The following is a 17515-nucleotide window of genomic DNA, read 5'->3' on the forward strand; positions in this document are numbered from 1 at the left end:
GTGAGATCCGCGTGTACGCAATCGTGCGCAGCGGTGGTCGCCAGCACAAGGTGGCTGTCGGCGACATCGTTGAGGTTGACAAGATTTCCACGAGCAACGTGGGCGACACGGTCGAGCTCTCGACCCTGCTCGTTGTCGACGGCGACACCGTGACCAGCGACCCGTGGGTGCTGGCCGGCATCAAGGTCCAGGCCGAGATCGTGGACCACCACAAGGGTGCGAAGATCGACATCCTTCGGTACAAGAACAAGACCGGCTACCGCCGGCGCCAGGGCCACCGTCAGCAGTACACGGCGCTGAAGATCACCGGCATCCCCACGGCTGCGAAGTAAGGGACTGAGGAGAGATGGCACACAAGAAGGGCGCATCGTCCACTCGGAACGGTCGCGACTCCAACGCTCAGCGGCTCGGCGTCAAGCGCTTCGGCGGCCAGGTCGTGAACGCCGGTGAGATCCTGGTCCGCCAGCGCGGCACCCACTTCCACCCGGGCGCCGGTGTCGGCCGTGGTGGCGACGACACGCTGTTCGCCCTCGCCGCCGGTGCGGTCGAGTTCGGCACCAGCCGTGGTCGCAAGGTCGTGAACGTCGTTCCGGTCGCTGAGTAATCAGCCGCCGTCGAGCGACACACAGCACCTTTCCGAGGGCGGACCGCCCTTCCCCGCCGCTTCGGCGCGGGGAAGCCGGTCCGCCCTCGGTCTGTTGATACAGACAAGCACCACCTGACACCGAGAAGCATCACTGACACCGAGAAGCACCCCCGTCAGCACCGCAGGAGGAACCCCGTATGACCACCTTCGTGGACCGCGTCGAGCTGCATGTCGCCGCGGGTAACGGAGGCCACGGCTGCGCCTCCGTGCACCGCGAGAAGTTCAAGCCGCTCGGTGGCCCTGACGGCGGCAACGGTGGCCGTGGCGGCGATGTGATCCTGGTCGTCGACCAGTCGGTCACCACGCTCCTCGAATACCACCACTCCCCGCACCGCAAGGCCACCAACGGCAAGCCGGGCGAGGGCGGCAACCGCTCCGGCAAGGACGGTACGGACCTGGTCCTGCCGGTCCCGGACGGCACGGTCGTCCTCGACAAGCGGGGCAATGTCCTCGCCGACCTCGTCGGCCAGGGCACCACCTACGTCGCCGCCCAGGGCGGCCGCGGGGGCCTCGGCAACGCCGCGCTCGCCTCCGCCCGCCGCAAGGCACCCGGCTTCGCGCTGCTGGGCGAGCCCGGCAAGGGCGGGGACGTCGTCCTCGAACTCAAGACCGTCGCGGACGTCGCGCTCGTCGGCTACCCGAGCGCCGGCAAGTCCTCGCTGATCTCCGTGCTCTCGGCCGCCAAGCCGAAGATCGCCGACTATCCCTTCACCACCCTGGTTCCCAACCTGGGTGTCGTCACGGCCGGTTCGACCGTCTACACCATCGCGGACGTGCCCGGGCTGATTCCGGGCGCCAGCCAGGGCAAGGGACTGGGGCTGGAGTTCCTGCGGCATGTGGAGCGCTGCTCGGTGCTCGTGCACGTACTCGACACCGCCACCCTGGAGTCGCACCGCGACCCGCTCTCCGACCTCGATGCGATCGAGGCCGAACTCGCGGAGTACGGCGGCCTGGACGACCGTCCGCGACTGGTCGTCCTCAACAAGGTCGACATCCCCGACGGCCAGGACCTCGCCGATATGATCCGCCCCGATCTGGAGGCGCGCGGCTACCGGGTCTTCGAGGTGTCGGCCGTCTCCCGGCTGGGCCTCAAGGAGCTGTCGTACGCGCTCGCCGGGATCGTGTCCGAGGCCCGGGCCGCCAAGCCCCAGGAGGAGGCGACCCGGATCGTCATCCGCCCGAAGGCCGTGGACGACGCGGGCTTCACGGTGACCGCGGAGGGCGACTCCTACCGAGTGCGGGGCGAGAAGCCCGAACGCTGGGTCCGGCAGACCGACTTCTCCAACGACGAGGCCGTCGGCTACCTCGCGGACCGGCTCAACCGCCTCGGTGTCGAGGAGGAGTTGGTGAAGGCGGGGGCCCGCGCGGGCGACGAGGTCGTCATCGGCGGCGAGGACGACGCGGTCGTCTTCGACTGGGAGCCGTCGCTGGCCGCGGGCGCCGAGATGCTCGGCCGGCGTGGCGAGGACCACCGCTTCGAGCCCCCGCGGCCGGCCGCTCAGCGCCGCCGCGAACGGGACGCGGAGCGCGGCGACGCGGCGGACGAGGAGTACCACGGGTTCGACCCGTTCGCCTGACGGCTCCTCGGCCGGTCACGGTCACGACGTCGGCCCGGCGCAGGCCCCGGCCGCCGTCGAGGACCGCGCCGCCACCGCGGGCACAGGGACGGCCTCGCACGACGGCCCCGGTAGCGTCGGATGACGCTGCCGGGGCCGTATGGGTGGCTCTGTGCCGCCCCACCGCAGCAGGTGAGTGCCGCGGGACGCGCCCGCAGGAATCAGGCCGTCACGTCCTCCGAGGCACCGTTCGGCTCCAGCTCCCGCTCCTCCTCGGACATCGCGGTCTCGGTCTCCTCGGCGTCCTCACGCTGCGCCGGGATCTCGGACGCCAGGCGGGCGGCCATCCGGGCGCGCCGCTCGTCGGCCTTCGCGCAGAGCGCCAGCGCGGCCTCGTTGAAGCGCACCAGGGACGGCGGGTCGGAGGGCCCGAGCAGATGCTCCTTGAGTTCGGCCCGCGCTGCCGCGAGCGTGTCCTTCTCGGGATTCCGCACAGCCTCCAGCAGCGCCGGGACGCCCGTCGCCTCCGGCTCCAGGATCGTCGCGGCCCGTACGGTCGGGAAGCCGACCCGGAAGTCCTCCTCGGCCATACCGCTGGTGTTCGCGACGGCGTACGGCTTCTCGCTCGTCAAGTAGTCCGAGACGACGCTCGACACATCGCTGATGAGCAGGTCGGCCTGGTTGAAGCAGGTGTAGATGGCCGGGCGGGCCGCGGTGATGATCTGGTGCTCCCACTCCGGGAACGAGGCCCAGTACGCGGCCTCCCAGGCGGCCGTGGCCGCGGCGACCGCCGCCGCGCGGCCGCTCTCCGGGGACCCCTGCAGCAGCATCCGCTCCGACTCGTCGGCGCTGGGCCCGAAGGCCGTGCTGGTCAGCTGGTTGAGCTCGGCGGTGGCGCGCTGGAGCTCCTCGGCCGCCTCCGGACCGGGCCGGTCGCCGCCGCGTCGGCCGTTCGCTTCGACGATCATGGCCTTGATGCGCTCGTTGGCGCGGGCGGCACGGGGATCGACGGAGCCGGTCATCGGGTGCGGCTTGTAGAGCAGCCGCACCTTCGGGTCGGCCAGCAGCTCACGGACGATGTTCTCGCCGGCCAGGATCACCGAGGTGTTGCCCGGGTCGTTCGTCCAGCCCTCCCAGGTGGGAGCGTAGAGAACGGTGGTGTACTCGCCCGTCGGCACGCCCGCGTACGGCCGGATCGGCGCCAGCTGCGGCCGGCCCACCTCGACGACGTCCTTGTCCTCGACGCCGATGTCGGCGAGCTGGTACCGCTCGCGCGCGGCCGGACCGGCCACCCACACCTCGTCGTAGGCCTTCGCGTACGGGTTGCAGCTGGAGAGCTTGTCGCTCTCCCCGTGGTTGATGAAGGCGTGCTTGATCGACGGAATCCGGAGCACCTGCGAGGTCTTGCCGGAGTTCGCCGGGTGCAGCAGCATCTTGAGCGTCGAGTGCTCCAGGTGCATCAGATGGGCGACCTTGGGGATGCACACGATCGGCACGTCCGTCGCGTCGATCTTCTGCACCATGAAGCGCTCACGGAGCACGATGATCGGGTTTCCGTCGAGCGCGGCGAGCGTCGAGAGCCACATGTTCGCCTGGTACGCGGATGTGGTGCCGCCGGAGAAGTACATCCCGACGGTCGGCTCGTACGCGGCGAGCCACTCGTCCAGCCACTCCAGGGTCCTCTTCTCGTTCGCGGACCGCTTGCCCGGCAGCAGCCAGGTGCCCAGGTACACGGTTCCGGCGAGCGCGAGGGCCAGGGCGACACCGAGTCCGAGGCCGCCCCACAGGGCGTCCCGGGTGATGGCGGTCACCATCAGGCCGGCGGTGGCCGGCACGGAGAACGTCAGCAGCCGGTGCCCGGGGCGGCGCGAGAGGATGCGCGGCGGGGCGGCGGAGAGGCCCAGCGCCGAGGTGTCGATGTTCCGCGTGACGATCGGCATCGTACGGCTGCGCCGCACCATCACCGCGACCGCCTGGCAGAGGAAGTGCAGGGCGTAGAGGACGAGCAGCGCGATGGTGAGCGGCGACTGCTCGCGCAGCGGGTTGATGCCCTCGACACGCAGCAGGCCGACCAGGATCAGCATGTCCCGCAGCAACTGCCGGACGGTGACGTCGAACCGGATCTTGCCCAGCAGCGACAGCAGGCCTGGCTGCTTGCGCTGCAAATAGAGATCGAGGGAGAGGCCTGCCGCGGTGGCGGCGACGAACATCGGCACGTTGGGCAGCAGAGCGCCCGCGAGTTGGGCCGCGAAGGCCGCGAACATCGCGGACAGCGCGGAGAGCTGTACGACGCGGCGGGGGGCGAGTCCGGCTGAGGGCACGGGTTGGGCTCCTGGCGGGGGAGGCGAACGGATGGGGGGGTGGGCCGTGTGGGGCGGCCAGGGCCGGAGCCGGTGCGGCACAAGGGCAGCAGCAGCGCAGGTCGACCACTGACCGTATGACGTGCGCCGCCTGAATGACAATCTGCCGTGACTGCTATCACCGCGAAAGGGGCCAAAGGCGGTGAACCAATTGGCCGATTGTGTCGTCCGCCACGCCGCGGCGCCCGCACCCCCATCTGCTGGCACCGCCACCTGCCGCGTCCGTCGAGGACGCCGGCCGCACCCGCCGTGCTTCCGGCCGCGCTCGGGCCGCGGCCGGCCCGGTCCGCGTGCGCGTCCGCTGAACGGGACTGCCGGGCACCGGCCGTCCCCGCTGACGTAGATTGCGAGCGGAAGGCTCGGTCGATCAGGGGGACAGGGGACACAGGTGTCTGGGGCAGCAGGGTCAGCATCGGTTCGGGACGGTGTCGCGGGTGCCCGCAGGATCGTCGTCAAGGTCGGCTCCTCGTCCCTGACCACGGCGGCGGGCGGCCTCGACGCCGACCGCGTCGACGCACTCGTGGACGTCCTTGCCAAGGCGCGCAGCGGAGGCGAGAAGGAGATCGTGCTCGTCTCCTCGGGCGCCATCGCCGCCGGGCTCGCGCCCCTGGGCCTCCAGCGGCGCCCCCGCGACCTCGCGCGGCAGCAGGCAGCCGCAAGCGTGGGCCAGGGGCTGCTCGTCGCCCGCTACACCGCCTCGTTCGCCCGCTACGGCGTACGGGTCGGCCAGGTGCTGCTCACCACCGACGACACCAGCCGCCGCGCGCACTACCGCAACGCCTACCGGACGCTGGACCAACTGCTGGCCATGGGGGCCCTGCCGGTCGTCAACGAGAACGACACGGTCGCCACCGACGAGATCCGCTTCGGCGACAACGACCGGCTCGCCGCCCTCGTCGCCCATCTCGTACGGGCCGATCTGCTCGTCCTGCTCTCGGACGTGGACGGGCTCTACGACGGGGACCCCAGCACCCCCGGCACCTCCCGTATCACCGAGGTCGCCGGTCCCGGGGACATCGAGGGGGCCGCGATCGGCAGCTCGGGCAAGGCCGGGGTCGGCACCGGCGGCATGGTGACCAAGGTCGAAGCCGCCAGGATCGCCGCGGCCGCAGGCATCCCGGTGGTCCTCACCTCGGCCTGGCAGGCCGCCGACGCGCTGGCGGGCCGTCCCACCGGCACGTACTTCCACCGGACGGGCCGCCGCTCCGCCGACCGGCTGCTGTGGCTCGCCCATGCCTCCACCCCGCGGGGATCGCTCACCCTGGACGACGGGGCCGTACGCGCCGTGGTGGAGGGGAGCGCCTCCCTGCTGCCCGCCGGTATCGCCGCCGTGGACGGCGAATTCTCGGCGGGCGACCCGGTCGAGCTGCGCGACACCGGAGGACGGGCCGTCGCCCGCGGACTGGTCAGCTTCGACGCCAAGGAGATCCCGCGGCTCCTCGGCCGCTCGACCCGGGACCTGGCCCGCGAACTCGGCCCGGCGTACGAGAGGGAGGTCGTGCACCGTGATGATCTCGTGGTGCTGAGCCACTGAGGGACCTCTTGGTCGCGGATACACCAAAAGTTCCAGCCTTTCCCCGCAGACCTTCCGGAAAACCGCCCGAAGCCGCCCCGTGGGCTGGTCAACTTTGATGCAGGGGCGCCGCCGGTGGACGGTGCCCGAGGACGACAGCACCGCACGGCTCCGCCCGCGCGCGTGGGGGTACTCCCCCGGTTACGGCCGGGGCCCGCCCCCACCCACGCCCGAAGGGCTGTGGGGGGAGGAGCGCAACGCATGTCAGGAGGCCGCCGGTGAGACGAGGGCGCCCAGGGGCGCTGCCCCGAAGCGGGGGCGCTCCCCCCACTACCGCTGGTGGCGCCACCACCCACGCCCGCAGGGCCGTGGGGGAGGAGCGTGCACTGACCAGTGTCGGGACGGGTGACCGTGCCGGCACGGGTGACCGTGCCGGCAGGCCGGAGACCGCCGAGGGCACCGCCGAGACAGGGCGGAAGCCGCAGCCCGAGGGTCGCGAGGCCTCCCGGCTGTGGCATGTCACCCTCAGCGTCTCGGGAGCCGAGGCTCCCCTGAAGGAGGTCAGACGGGCGCTCGAGAAGCTCGCCCATGACCACCCCTTCCTGCTGACCAGCCGATACGCCAACGACCACGCGGAGATCCGCTACTGGGAGGAGGCGCGGGACCTGCACGACGCGGCGGCGGTCGCCCTCCGGCTGTGGGGCGAACACCGTTCCACGGCCAAGCTCCCGCCGTGGGAGATCGTCGGCCTGGAAGTCATCGACCGAGAGACCTACCACCAGCGTGTCGCCGAGGGCTATGGCCCGCCCCCGGCCGCCCCCGTGGGTGTGCACCCGTACTGACCGCGCCGGTCGGGCGCCGCCGCACAGCTACTGACCCTGCCGGTCGGGGGCCGCGCCGCCCGCCCGGCCGGGTCCGTACCCGGCCCGGCTCCCACCGCCTCCACATCCGTACCCCCCCGCACAGCTCCTGACCGCGCCGGTCGGGGGCCACCGCACAGCCGTACCCACGCGAGCAGACGCCGCCGCGCGGCTACGACGTGGGCGGGCGCTGCCGGGTCCGGGGCCACCCGGCCCCGGCCCGTGCCACGCGGCTCGGCCTGGAAGGAAGCCTGCCGGCGTCCGTGCCGACCGGAACGGGGCCGCCGCGCGGGGGCGTCGCGAGAGCCGCTGACACCGCCCGCCCAGGGCCGGTTCCCTACCTCAGCCGTCCGCAGGTCGTCTCGCAGTGCGGAATATTCGAGGGGTCCGGGCCGGAGGCTCAGTAGGCTGCTGGGCATGAGCAGCGATTTCCCCTCGCCCCTGGCCGACCCCACGCCGAAGTCCCCGGTCATCCTGGCCGCCTATCGGGCCCAGGCCGCCGCCGCGGACCTTGCCCCGCTGCCGCGGTCGGTCAAGGACGACGCGCTGCTGGCGATCGCCGACGCCCTCGAGGTGCGGACGAAGGAGATCGTCGAGGCCAACGCCGAGGACGTCGAGCGGGCCCGCGCCGCCGGCACCGCCGAGTCGATCGTCGACCGGCTCACCCTCACCCCCGAGCGGGTCCGGGCCATCGCCTCCGACGTACGCGACGTGGTCGCCCTCCCCGACCCGGTCGGCGAGGTCGTCCGCGGCTCCACGCTCCCCAACGGCATCGATCTGCGCCAGGTACGGGTGCCGCTGGGTGTCGTCGGCATCATCTACGAGGCGCGGCCCAACGTCACCGTCGACGCCGCCGCCCTCTGCCTGAAGTCGGGCAACGCGGTGCTGCTCCGCGGCTCCTCCTCCGCGTACGCCTCCAACCAGGCCCTGGTCACCGTGTTGCGCGACGCGGTCGGCGGGGCCGGGCTGCCCGCCGACGCCGTGCAGCTGGTCCCCGGCGACAGCCGTGACTCCGTACGCGAGCTGATGCGCGCCCGCGGCATGGTCGACGTGCTGATTCCGCGCGGCGGAGCCTCCCTGATCCGTACGGTCGTCGAGGAGTCGACCGTCCCCGTCATCGAGACCGGCACCGGCAACTGCCATGTCTACGTCGACGCGCAGACCGACCTCGACATGGCCGTCGACATCCTGATCAACTCCAAGGCGCAGCGCCCCAGCGTCTGCAACGCCGCCGAGACCCTCCTGGTCCACCAGGACGTCGCCGCGGAGTTCCTGCCGCGCGCCCTGGAGGCACTGGCCGGGGCCGGAGTGACCGTGCACGCCGACGAGCGCGTGCTGGCCCTCTCCGAGCAGGCCGGGACGAAGGCGACCGTGGTCCCGGCGACCATGGAGGACTGGGAGACCGAGTACCTCTCGTACGACATCGCCGCCGCCGTGGTCGACTCCCTGGACGCGGCCGTGGCGCACATCCGGCTCTGGAGCTCGGGCCACACCGAGGCGATCGTCACCACCTCGCAGGCGGCGGCCCGCCGCTTCACCCAATTGGTGGATTCGACCACGGTGGCCGTCAACGCCTCCACACGGTTCACCGACGGCGGCCAGTTCGGTTTCGGAGCCGAGATCGGCATCTCGACGCAGAAGCTGCACGCCAGGGGCCCGATGGGGCTGCCGGAGCTGACCTCCACCAAGTACGTCGTCACCGGCGACGGGCACACCCGCTGAGGAGAGCGCCACCCGTCCGGGGGACTCCTCCCGGCCGCGTGGCGGACCGGGCACCCCGGCAGCGCACCTGCTGGTACGGGGCCGGTCGCCCGCTCCCGTACCCCGTGGATTTTCCTCTCGCCCTGCCCAAAAGGGCCCGGCGGCCGTAGTCTGGACGGGTGCCGGACGATGTGGGGGGCAGGCCGTTCCCGGACGGCGACGAGCCCGACAGCCACAGGAGCCACGGGGCAGCGGACGAGGAGTTCGCCTCCGTGGTCTTCGACGAGGACTTCGTACGGTCCGCGCGGATCCATGAGCCCACCGCGGCCGAGCGGATGCTCGCCGCCGCCCAGGCGCGCGCGGAGGCCGAGGCAGCCCGGGCCCGGGCCGGCTCCGGACCGGCCGACGACGAGTTCTACGACGACGGCTACGGCCCCGGGGGCGACCCGGACTTCTACCGCGACGACATCGACGGGTTCGGCCGGGACGCGGACGACGACGGCTACGGCCCGTACGGCCGCTACGGCGGCTCGCTGCGCCCGTACCGCAGCCCCGCCCGCTGGCACCGCCCCGTGGCCTGGGTGCTCGCCGTGCTGATGGGCATAGGCATGGTCGCGCTCGCCTTCGCCGCGGTCTACCGTGGAGCTGCGGGCAGTCGGCAGGAACCCGCGCCCCCGCCCGCCACCAGCGGGGTGGACGGGCCCAAGGTGGGACAGCTCACCGGGCAGCCCGGTGTGCTGCCGTCGGCCTCCGCCGACTCCGCGGCGCCGACCGTCTCGGCGGCGCCGCGCGCGCACTGACGCATAGTGTGAACCTGCGTCAGAAGTTGTCGTGTACCAGGGCGTTTACCGGCACCTCTTCCGACCTACTCTGTTGGTATGGCAGGGCCTGGAGAGCCACCTGAGGGGACACCCGAGGGCGTTCCGGGAGGTGGAGAGGACGAATACCGATCCGTCGTCTTCGACGAGTCGTTCGTCCGCGCTGCCCGGCTCCAGGAGTTCTCGGCGCAGGAGCGGCTGGACGACCACTCGCCGGCCGTACGCAGCCGCCGCCCCTGGTCACGGACCGGGGGGTCCCGGCAGGCCCTGATACTGGTCGTGATGATCGCCCTGGCCTTCGCCACTGCGATCTACATGGGCATACGCCACCCCTACCAGCAGCCGGCGGTCCAGAACGCGGAGCCGCTGCGCATCACGCTCATCCCGCTCGCCCCGCAGGGCACCGTGCCCGGCGCGCCCCCTGCCGATCTCTTCCAGCACAGCCCCGCCGCCCAGTACCGCATCGGGGCCGAGGGTGTCACCCTGCCCGCCGCCCGCGGTACCCCGCACTTCTCCGACAGCCAGGTGATGACCTCGCTGCAGGCCGCCAAGGAGTACGTGGTCCGCTCCTCCCTCGACCCGGACGTGCTCACCGGCGGGGCCGTGCGGTCCGTGCGCGTCCTGCTCGACCCCGGCCAGCTCGGCCAGTTCGACCGCAGCATGGAGCATCCGGCCAACGACGGCCGGCACGCCGCCACCGGCTGGCTCGTCCGCTTCGACCCGTCCAAGGTGGCCCTGGCCGACCCCGGAGTGCGGGTCCAGGGCAGCCTCACGGTCTCCGAGGCGGGCCCGGACCAGCTCGAGGTCACCGGCGACCACACCTTCGTCTACGCGCTGCGCCCCGCCGACGCGGGGAAGGCCCGCGCCGACTCCTCGCTGTTCACCGTGCGCCGCGAGGTGCGCATCCGCTTCGACCGCGGCGATCTGCGCGAGCACCATCTGAAAGTCGTCCAGACCTACCTCCAGGCGGGCCCGCTGACCTGCGCCGCCGACACCGCCGGGTATCTGCGGCCGCTGCTGGCCGGCCAGAGCGCCAAGGCCGACGGGCCTGCGGGCACGAACCCGTACGACCCGGGCCGGGCCAACGCCGCGCTGTGCGGGGCGCTGGCGACTAACGCTCAGCCGAGCCCGTAGCGTCATCGGGACGGTCGTCCCCGCCGGGCCGGTCGCCCCCCGGCCGGTCTCCGCCGGGCCGCTCTCCCGGGCGCCCGGTGAACGCGTCCCGCAGCCTGCCGCCCAGGTCCCCCGCGCCGCCCGCGAGGTCCCGCACGAGGCCCAACAGCGGGTCCTTGCTGGTGCGTACGGAGTCGGCGTAGTGGTTGGCGTGCTCCCTGAACGAGTCGCTGACCGAGGTGTCCTTGTCCCCGTCCCGCTTCGGGTAGTGGCCGTCCATGATCCGCTGGTAGTCGCGGCCGGCCGCCCACCTCTTCAGCTCGGCGGCGCGTACGGTCGTGAAGGGATGGCTGCGGGGCAGCAGATTCATGATTTTCAGTACGGAGTCCCGCAGGTCGCCGCCCGACTCGTACTCATCCGCCTGCTCCAGGAACGCGTCCACGTTCATCTCGTGCAGATGGTTACCGCCCGCGATCTTCATCAGGGCCCGCATCGACGTCTGCAGGTCCTGACCGACCAGCAGCCCGGCGCGGTCCGCCGACAGCTCGGACTTCCGGAACCACTCGCGGAGCGCCGTCACGATCGCCATCACGGCGATATTGCCGAGCGGGATCCAGGCCACCTTCAGGGCGATGCCGGTGAGGAAGAGCAGGATCGTGCGGTAGACGGAGTGCCCGGACAGCGCATGGCCCACCTCGTGGCCCACCACCGTCCGCATCTCGTCCTCGTCGAGCAGCTCCACCAGCCCGGTGCTGACCACGATGATGGGCTCGTCCAGGCCGATGCACATGGCGGTCGGCTGCGGATCCTGGGTGACGTACATCGGCGGGACCTTGTCCAGGTCCAGGATGTAGCAGGCGTCCAGCAGCATCGTATGGAGATGGCCGAACTGCCGGTCGCCCACGCGCACGGAGTCGGACAGGAACAGCAGCCGCAGGCTGCGCTCCGGCAGCAGCCCGCTCAGCGCCTTGAACACGGTGTCGAAGCCGCTCAGCTTGCGCAGCGCCACCAGCGCCGACCGATCGGCGGGATGTTCGTACGCCCGCGAGGAGATCCCCGGGAATCGCCGGCGGTCGCGGCCCGGTACGTGTGCGCTGGTCTCGGTCATTGAAGCCCCCTTGTCGGCCCGGCTGTGGCCCGTTCCCCCGAGGACCCCAGCCTAAAGGTCCACCGGGCGTGACTACCGTGGAGCCATGTCGGACGTCACTGCCCGGCTCGCGGCCGTCTCGCATCAGACGGGTCCGGGAGCACTGCTGCGTACGCTCATCGTCGTCTCCGTGGTCGGCGCGGCCCTGCTCGCGTGGTTCCTGCTGCGCGGGTACGGCGGTCGGGACCGTTAGGACGCGCGGAGTCGGCGTCGGGTTGCCCGGAGGGCCCGCTTACGATGTGCGAGCCAAGCCATGCCCGACGACTACCACCTGGACAGGCCGACGATGAGTCTCCCCAGTACAGCCCACGCCCTCGCCACCCTCGCCGCCGAGGGCGGCGAGCACAGCGAGCACGCCAGCCTCAACCCGTACCTCACCGGCGGCGGCGCGCTCGTCGCCCTGCTGCTCCTGCTGTGGATCACCACCCGCTTCAACCGCGACCGCTGAGCCGGGGAACGGCGCTGACGGCTCCCGGACCGGGACAGTAGGCTCTGCACGCATGGGAGAGCAGGGAGGGCCTGTGACCGGTCCGGTGAAGCGGCGGCTCGGCGTGATGGGCGGGACGTTCGACCCCATCCACCACGGCCACCTGGTGGCCGCCAGTGAGGTCGCCACGCAGTTCCACCTCGACGAGGTGGTGTTCGTGCCGACCGGGCAACCGTGGCAGAAGAGCCACCGGAACGTGTCCCCGGCCGAGGACCGCTATCTGATGACGGTGATCGCCACCGCCTCGAACCCGCAGTTCTCGGTGAGCCGGATCGACATCGACCGCGGCGGCAAGACGTACACGATCGAGACCCTGCGCGAGCTGCACACCCTGAACGCCGACACCGATCTGTTCTTCATCACCGGGGCCGACGCGCTCTCCCAGATCCTGACGTGGCGCGACGCGGAGGAGCTGTTCTCGCTGGCGCACTTCATCGGGGTGACCCGGCCGGGGCATGTGCTCTCCGACCCGGGGCTGCCGGACGGCGGGGTCTCGTTGGTGGAGGTTCCGGCGCTCGCCATCTCCTCCACGGATTGCCGGGCGAGGGTGGCGGCCGGGGAGCCGGTCTGGTACCTGGTGCCGGACGGGGTGGTGCGCTACATCAACAAACGCGGGCTGTACCGGGACGCCGGCTAGTCCGTCTCTGGAAGGGGCACTGGTGAACGACGCACACTCCGGGCGCAACTACGCCGAGGGTGGGCCCGAGGACGGCCAGGACCCTTACGCGCAGCAGTACTACGACCCGTACGGGCAGCAGACACCGCAACAGCAGCCGTACGACCCGTACGCCCAGCAGCAGCAGTACTACGACCCGTACGCCCAGGCTCAGCAGCGGCCCCAGCAGCCGCAGTACGACCCGTACGCACAGCAGTACTACGACCCGTACGGCCGACAGGCGCCGCCGCCGCAGCAGCAGGCCCCGCAGCGCGTCGACGAGCAGCAGTGGATCCCCCAGCAGCAGTCCTACGACACCTACGCCCCGCAGCCGGAGGCGCCCCGCCAGGAGGCCCCGCCGCGGCAGCGGCCCCCGCTCCAGCCGGTCCGGCAGCAGGCGCAGGTCCCGCGGCAGTCCGGGCCGCGCGACGAGGCCCAGGGCGGGCCCGAGTACCGCACCGAGCAGTTCTCGTTCATCGAGGAGCAGGACGAGGACTCCGACGACGTCATCGACTGGCTGAAGTTCGCCGAGACCCGCTCCGAGCGGCGCGACGAACGCAAGCGCAAGGGCCGCAACCGGGTCGTCACCCTGGTCGTGGTTCTCGTCCTCGCGCTCGTGGGCGGCGTCGGCTACCTCTGGTACGCGGGCAAGATTCCCGGCCTCACGATTTCCGGCGAGGGCTCCGGAGCGGCGGCCGGCCCGCAGAAGCGGGACGTGATCGTCGTACATCTGCGGAACACCAAGGGCGGCGGCAGCTCCACCGCGCTGCTGGTCGACAACGAGACCACCAAGAAGGGCACCACCGTCCTCCTGCCGAACTCCCTGGCCGTCACCACCGAGGACGGCGCCGCCACCACCCTCGGCAAGTCGGTCGAGGGCGAGGGCACCGGGCCCACCCGCTCCGCTCTCGACACCCTGCTGGGCGCCGACATCAAGGGCAGCTGGCGGCTGGACACCCCCTACCTGGAGAACCTGGTCGAGTCGGTGGGCGGGATCGTCCTCGACACCGACGCGACCGTGCCCGGGGTGAAGAAGGGCGACGACCCGCTGGTCAAGCGGGGTCGGGCGCAGACGCTGTCCGGCCAGGCCGCGGTCGCGTACGCCACGCACCTCGGGCGCGGCGAGCGGCAGAACCAACAGCTGCTCCGCTTCGGCAAGGTCATGCAGGCGGTGCTGAAGAAGATGTCGAGTGACGCGGACGCCGCGACGACGACCGTGCGGACGCTCAACCAGATCCCGGACCCGTCGCTGACCGAGGGCCAGCTGGGCGCCTCCCTGGCGCAACTCGCGGAGCAGGCGAAGAACGGCTCGTACGAGACGGCGCTGCTGCCGGTGCGGCCGGACGGGACCCTCAGCGAGAGGGCCACGGACAGCGTCGTGAAGGACGTACTGGGCGGGACGGTCAAGAACACCGACCCGGATGCCGCCCCGCGGATCAGCGTCCGGAACGCCACCGGTGACCGCAAGGCCTCGGGCAGCGCCCAGGTCACGCTGGTCAACAGCGGCTACACCTTCGTCGACGGCGGGTCGGCCGGCGTGGCGCAGGCGGCATCCCGGGTGACGTACGCGGACGCGGATCAGGCCCGTAAGGCCAAGGAGGTCGCCACGACACTGGGCCTGCCGGAGAGCGCGGTGAGGAAGGGCCGGGGCGCGTCGAACGCCGATGTGACGGTCGTCCTCGGACAGGACTACCGGGCCGGATGACCGGCGGGCGGTGAGCGCTCGGGGCCCGGGCGTGGGAATCACGTCGGGCTCTGTCGGCGGGGCGTGAGACCCTGGACGCGTACCTGTTCCCGATCGAAAGCTTGGCTTGTGACCGCCACGGACCGCTCCATCGAGCTCATCAACGTCGCTGCCCAGGCGGCTGCCGACAAGCTCGCGCACGACATCATCGCGTACGACGTCAGCGACGTGCTGGCGATCACCGACGCCTTCCTGCTGGCCTCGGCCCCGAGCGACCGTCAGGTCAAATCGATCGTCGACGAGATCGAGGAGCGGCTGAACAAGGAGCTGCAGGCCAAGCCGGTGCGTCGCGAGGGCGACCGGGAGGCCCGCTGGGTGCTGCTGGACTACGTGGACATCGTCGTGCATGTGCAGCACAGCGAGGAGCGGGTGTTCTACGCGCTGGAGCGGCTCTGGAAGGACTGCCCCGAGCTGGAGCTGCCGGCTGACGCCGCCGCCACCCGCGGCAAGGCGGCCGAGCACGCCAAGGACCAGGCGGAGCAGGAGCTGGACGGAGAGCTGAGCTGAACGGGGTCCAGGGCGGCCGGGGCCGCCGGATAGTGCTCTGGCGGCACGGTCAGACCGCCTGGAACCTGGAGCGCCGGTTCCAGGGTTCGACCGACATCGAGCTGACCGAGACCGGGCTGGCGCAGGCCCGCCGCTCCGCACGGCTGCTGGCCGCGCTGCAGCCGGACGCGATCGTCGCCTCCGACCTGAAGCGGGCGGCGACGACGGCCGCGGAGCTTGCGGCGATCACCCGCCTGGAGGTCGAGCACGACCCGGGCCTGCGCGAGACCTACGCCGGGAGCTGGCAGGGCCTGACCCACGAGGAGATCGTCGAGCGGTACGGCGAGCAGTACGCGGCGTGGAAGCGTGGCGAGCCGGTGCGACGCGGCGGCGGGGAGCTGGAGACCGAGGTCGCGGAGCGGGCGGCGCCGGTGGTCGAGCGCAATGTCGACAAGCTGCCGGACGGCGGCACGCTCGTCGTGGTCAGCCACGGCGGCACCATCCGCACCACCATCGGCCGGTTCCTGCAGCTGGACCCGCGGAGCTGGGAGGCCCTGGGCGGCCTGTCCAACTGCTGCTGGTCGGTGCTGGGCGAGGGCGCGCGTGGGTGGCGCCTGTTGGAGCACAACGCCGGCACGCTGCCCGAGCCGGTCCTGGGCGACGACGACTGAGACGACGAACTGAGACGACGCCGACCGCCTGCGACCGCTCCGGCATGGCCTGAGCCGGGGCCCCGTCGGGCCGGAGACGACGCCTGGCAGGCCTGCGGAGCGTGAGGCGGGCGCGTGACCATGCCCGGGGGCGGGAGCCCCCTGAGCGGTCCTGTGGCGGGGCCTGGGACCGCGACTGGGCCTGCACCGCCCCTCGGGCCACCCGGCGGCACCCGAGCCACCGTCCCGCGGCCCCCCCGCCGTGCCGCCCGGACCTCGGGGCCCAAGCGGCACTCCGCCAAGCCTTCGGCACAGCACCCGGCCCGGGCGCGGCCCCGGCCGTACCGCCCCGGGGCCCCGGGGCCCGCCACGGCTCTCGCCAAGGCCTTCGGCACAGCACCCGGCCCGGGGCGCGGCCCCCGGTGACCGGGGAAACGGAGGGGAAACGGATTTCGCATCTGGGCAGGTCACCGGTTAAGCTTCTTCTCGTTCACGGCGCCGCGGTGAGAACCCGGAGGTGTTGAGAACAGCGGGGCTATAGCTCAGTTGGTAGAGCGCCTGCATGGCATGCAGGAGGTCAGGAGTTCAATTCTCCTTAGCTCCACAGTCCCTTCGATCCCGTCTCCCTCAGGGAGGCGGGATCGCTGCGTTTCCGGCAGCGGTGAGCGCCGCTCTCCCCGCTTCCGGTGTGCGAGGACCACCGAGGAGCACCGCAGCCGGATGATCCGTCCGACAGGTCCGCTGACCTCCGGGCTTTCACGTGGCAGAATCGGACGGCCGGGAGGGAGGGAGCGCGCATGCCGACGAGCATTCTCGAGGAGGTCAACGATCTTCTCGATATTGCCGAGGCACAAGGCTACGACTGGCTGCCGGAGTACGCGCTCCGCTTCACCTCCCCCCTCGACGAGAACCAGGCGACATACAGTCCGGCCCTCCTCAAGTGTCCGTCCTGCGGCTCGGCTCATGTGGCCCAGGTGCTCGGAGACAACGGTGGGATTTCCTACGTGTGCACAGCCTGCGGCCACAGCTGGAGCTGATTGATGGGTGCACACAGGCGGAAGTGCGACTGGTGCGGGAGTGGGACTCCGATCGTCCGCGACATGGAGCCGATCAACCCCGACTACCAGTACTGGTGCGAGGAGTGCGCACGGGCGCTGATCATAAAAGGCGATCCCATCGAGACCTACCGCGAGCTCGAGGGCGAACCGATCTACGGCCGGCTCCTCGACGAGCACTGCACTCTCAAGCGCTTCTACTCCTTCGCCACCGCTTGACCGCGGTGGCCCGGAGCCGCAGGCCACCCCTGGAGCGTTCCCCGTTTCCCGTGCTGCCCAGGCGTCAACACCCGGCCGTAGGAGCCGCGTTCACCCTGCACACAAGCCATGCCCCCTCCCGAACCACCACCTTCTCCCCCCGCGCCGCGTTCGCCCGTTGCCGGGGGTTCATCCCTCCGTTCATCACGACGCGGGGACGTGCTGCGGGGTTCTCCCTCCGGCTCTCGCTGTGACGAACGACACCATGGTGTCGGGCTCCGGGCACGGTTCCTGTCACCCTCGGGGAGGGCTCGGTGCCGTACGCCCGGCACGGGAACAGATGACAGACCATCGATTTGGCGGAAGGCCGGGGAGCCCGTGTAAGGTTGGCGCAGCCGCCGGGGCGACCAGGCGGAGCGGGACCTGGGGCTATAGCTCAGTTGGTAGAGCGCCTGCATGGCATGCAGGAGGTCAGGAGTTCAATTCTCCTTAGCTCCACAGACATACGAGAGCGGGCCGCCCGATC

At 71.6% G+C, this 17515-nt stretch carries 18 protein-coding genes and 2 tRNA genes; 18 read left to right on the forward strand and 2 right to left on the reverse strand.

From position 1 onward, the window contains the following. The first annotated feature begins 11 nt into the window (after positions 1 to 11). From rplU to obgE, 3 genes are all read left to right on the forward strand, one after another. Positions 12 to 332: a 50S ribosomal protein L21 gene (gene rplU / locus ACTWQE_RS10335; protein WP_351512048.1), complete on the forward strand. Its 321-nt coding sequence runs from the start codon at positions 12 to 14 to the stop codon at positions 330 to 332. A 14-nt stretch (positions 333 to 346) separates the two neighbouring features. Continuing rightward, the gene (gene rpmA / locus ACTWQE_RS10340; RefSeq protein ID WP_443328559.1) at positions 347 to 604 is read left to right on the forward strand and encodes a 50S ribosomal protein L27; all 258 of its coding nucleotides are present in this window, start codon (positions 347 to 349) and stop codon (positions 602 to 604) included. 179 nt (positions 605 to 783) lie between these two features. Beyond that, positions 784 to 2223, forward strand: coding sequence for a GTPase ObgE (obgE, locus tag ACTWQE_RS10345; RefSeq protein ID WP_443328560.1), 1440 nt, complete (start codon positions 784 to 786; stop codon positions 2221 to 2223). Between the two features lie 200 nt (positions 2224 to 2423). On the opposite strand, the gene ACTWQE_RS10350 is transcribed toward obgE, so the two are convergent. After that, positions 2424 to 4523: a hypothetical protein gene (locus tag ACTWQE_RS10350; protein WP_443328561.1), complete on the reverse strand. Its 2100-nt coding sequence runs from the start codon at positions 4521 to 4523 to the stop codon at positions 2424 to 2426. A 427-nt stretch (positions 4524 to 4950) separates the two neighbouring features. Here ACTWQE_RS10350 and proB point away from each other — a divergent pair, with 427 nt between their 5' ends. From proB to ACTWQE_RS10375, 5 genes are all read left to right on the forward strand, one after another. Beyond that, positions 4951 to 6096, forward strand: coding sequence for a glutamate 5-kinase (gene proB, locus ACTWQE_RS10355; RefSeq protein ID WP_443328562.1), 1146 nt, complete (start codon positions 4951 to 4953; stop codon positions 6094 to 6096). A gap of 257 nt (positions 6097 to 6353) precedes the next feature. After that, entirely contained in the window at positions 6354 to 6917 is a 564-nt protein-coding gene (locus ACTWQE_RS10360; protein WP_443328563.1) for a hypothetical protein, read from the forward strand. Positions 6918 to 7352: 435 nt separating this feature from the next. Continuing rightward, positions 7353 to 8657 carry a glutamate-5-semialdehyde dehydrogenase gene (locus tag ACTWQE_RS10365; protein ID WP_443328564.1) on the forward strand — a complete coding sequence of 435 codons (1305 nt, stop codon included), beginning with the start codon at positions 7353 to 7355 and terminating at the stop codon, positions 8655 to 8657. A 158-nt stretch (positions 8658 to 8815) separates the two neighbouring features. Beyond that, complete coding sequence (locus tag ACTWQE_RS10370) at positions 8816 to 9436, forward strand: SCO2584 family spore wall biosynthesis protein (protein ID WP_443328565.1); 621 nt, start codon at positions 8816 to 8818, stop codon at positions 9434 to 9436. 78 nt (positions 9437 to 9514) lie between these two features. Then, positions 9515 to 10588, forward strand: coding sequence for an SCO2583 family membrane protein (locus ACTWQE_RS10375; RefSeq protein WP_443328566.1), 1074 nt, complete (start codon positions 9515 to 9517; stop codon positions 10586 to 10588). On the opposite strand, the gene ACTWQE_RS10380 is transcribed toward ACTWQE_RS10375, so the two are convergent. Continuing rightward, the gene (locus ACTWQE_RS10380) at positions 10566 to 11675 is read right to left on the reverse strand and encodes a M48 family metallopeptidase (RefSeq protein ID WP_443328567.1); all 1110 of its coding nucleotides are present in this window, start codon (positions 11673 to 11675) and stop codon (positions 10566 to 10568) included. The two genes, ACTWQE_RS10375 and ACTWQE_RS10380, sit on opposite strands and share 23 nt — an antisense overlap. An 85-nt stretch (positions 11676 to 11760) precedes the next feature. On the opposite strand from ACTWQE_RS10380, the gene ACTWQE_RS10385 reads away from it, so the two are divergent. The 10 genes from ACTWQE_RS10385 to ACTWQE_RS10430 all read left to right on the forward strand — a co-directional run bounded on the left by ACTWQE_RS10385 (position 11761) and on the right by ACTWQE_RS10430 (position 17487). Further along, positions 11761 to 11907, forward strand: a complete 147-nt coding sequence (locus ACTWQE_RS10385) for a hypothetical protein (protein WP_443328568.1) — start codon at positions 11761 to 11763, stop codon at positions 11905 to 11907. Positions 11908 to 11967: 60 nt separating this feature from the next. After that, on the forward strand, positions 11968 to 12162 hold the full coding sequence (locus ACTWQE_RS10390; RefSeq protein WP_443328586.1) for a hypothetical protein: 195 nt from the start codon (positions 11968 to 11970) through the stop codon (positions 12160 to 12162). Positions 12163 to 12214: 52 nt separating this feature from the next. Beyond that, positions 12215 to 12838, forward strand: a complete 624-nt coding sequence (gene nadD / locus ACTWQE_RS10395) for a nicotinate-nucleotide adenylyltransferase (protein WP_443328569.1) — start codon at positions 12215 to 12217, stop codon at positions 12836 to 12838. A 22-nt stretch (positions 12839 to 12860) separates the two neighbouring features. Then, a complete protein-coding gene (locus ACTWQE_RS10400) occupies positions 12861 to 14561 on the forward strand; it encodes an LCP family protein (protein WP_443328570.1) in 1701 nt (566 codons plus the stop codon). A gap of 108 nt (positions 14562 to 14669) precedes the next feature. Continuing rightward, positions 14670 to 15107: a ribosome silencing factor gene (rsfS, locus tag ACTWQE_RS10405; RefSeq protein WP_443328571.1), complete on the forward strand. Its 438-nt coding sequence runs from the start codon at positions 14670 to 14672 to the stop codon at positions 15105 to 15107. Continuing rightward, positions 15104 to 15757, forward strand: coding sequence for a histidine phosphatase family protein (locus ACTWQE_RS10410; RefSeq protein ID WP_443328585.1), 654 nt, complete (start codon positions 15104 to 15106; stop codon positions 15755 to 15757). The genes rsfS and ACTWQE_RS10410 overlap by 4 nt, the downstream gene beginning before the upstream one ends. A gap of 510 nt (positions 15758 to 16267) precedes the next feature. Further along, positions 16268 to 16340, forward strand: a tRNA-Ala gene (locus ACTWQE_RS10415). 193 nt (positions 16341 to 16533) lie between these two features. Continuing rightward, positions 16534 to 16773 (forward strand): hypothetical protein, encoded by a 240-nt coding sequence (locus ACTWQE_RS10420; RefSeq protein WP_443328572.1) that lies wholly within the window; start codon positions 16534 to 16536, stop codon positions 16771 to 16773. A gap of 3 nt (positions 16774 to 16776) precedes the next feature. Continuing rightward, positions 16777 to 17010 carry a hypothetical protein gene (locus ACTWQE_RS10425; protein ID WP_214918286.1) on the forward strand — a complete coding sequence of 78 codons (234 nt, stop codon included), beginning with the start codon at positions 16777 to 16779 and terminating at the stop codon, positions 17008 to 17010. Between the two features lie 404 nt (positions 17011 to 17414). Further along, positions 17415 to 17487, forward strand: a tRNA-Ala gene (locus ACTWQE_RS10430). Positions 17488 to 17515: the final 28 nt, after the last annotated feature.

This window comes from Streptomyces sp. 8N706 (assembly GCF_052245415.1).
Taxonomy (GTDB): domain Bacteria; phylum Actinomycetota; class Actinomycetes; order Streptomycetales; family Streptomycetaceae; genus Streptomyces.

What these genes read in the sequence shown, in the direction of transcription:
- rpmA (WP_443328559.1), top strand. Translation starts at nt 347, where the DNA reads ATGGCACACAAGAAGGGCGCATCGTCCACTCGGAACGGTCGCGACTCC.
- obgE (WP_443328560.1), top strand. Translation starts at nt 784, where the DNA reads ATGACCACCTTCGTGGACCGCGTCGAGCTGCATGTCGCCGCGGGTAAC.
- ACTWQE_RS10365 (WP_443328564.1), top strand. Translation starts at nt 7,353, where the DNA reads ATGAGCAGCGATTTCCCCTCGCCCCTGGCCGACCCCACGCCGAAGTCC.
- ACTWQE_RS10375 (WP_443328566.1), top strand. Translation starts at nt 9,515, where the DNA reads ATGGCAGGGCCTGGAGAGCCACCTGAGGGGACACCCGAGGGCGTTCCG.
- ACTWQE_RS10380 (WP_443328567.1), bottom strand. Translation starts at nt 11,675, where the DNA reads ATGACCGAGACCAGCGCACACGTACCGGGCCGCGACCGCCGGCGATTC.
- ACTWQE_RS10385 (WP_443328568.1), top strand. Translation starts at nt 11,761, where the DNA reads ATGTCGGACGTCACTGCCCGGCTCGCGGCCGTCTCGCATCAGACGGGT.
- ACTWQE_RS10390 (WP_443328586.1), top strand. Translation starts at nt 11,968, where the DNA reads ATGCCCGACGACTACCACCTGGACAGGCCGACGATGAGTCTCCCCAGT.
- nadD (WP_443328569.1), top strand. Translation starts at nt 12,215, where the DNA reads ATGGGAGAGCAGGGAGGGCCTGTGACCGGTCCGGTGAAGCGGCGGCTC.
- ACTWQE_RS10420 (WP_443328572.1), top strand. Translation starts at nt 16,534, where the DNA reads ATGCCGACGAGCATTCTCGAGGAGGTCAACGATCTTCTCGATATTGCC.
- ACTWQE_RS10425 (WP_214918286.1), top strand. Translation starts at nt 16,777, where the DNA reads ATGGGTGCACACAGGCGGAAGTGCGACTGGTGCGGGAGTGGGACTCCG.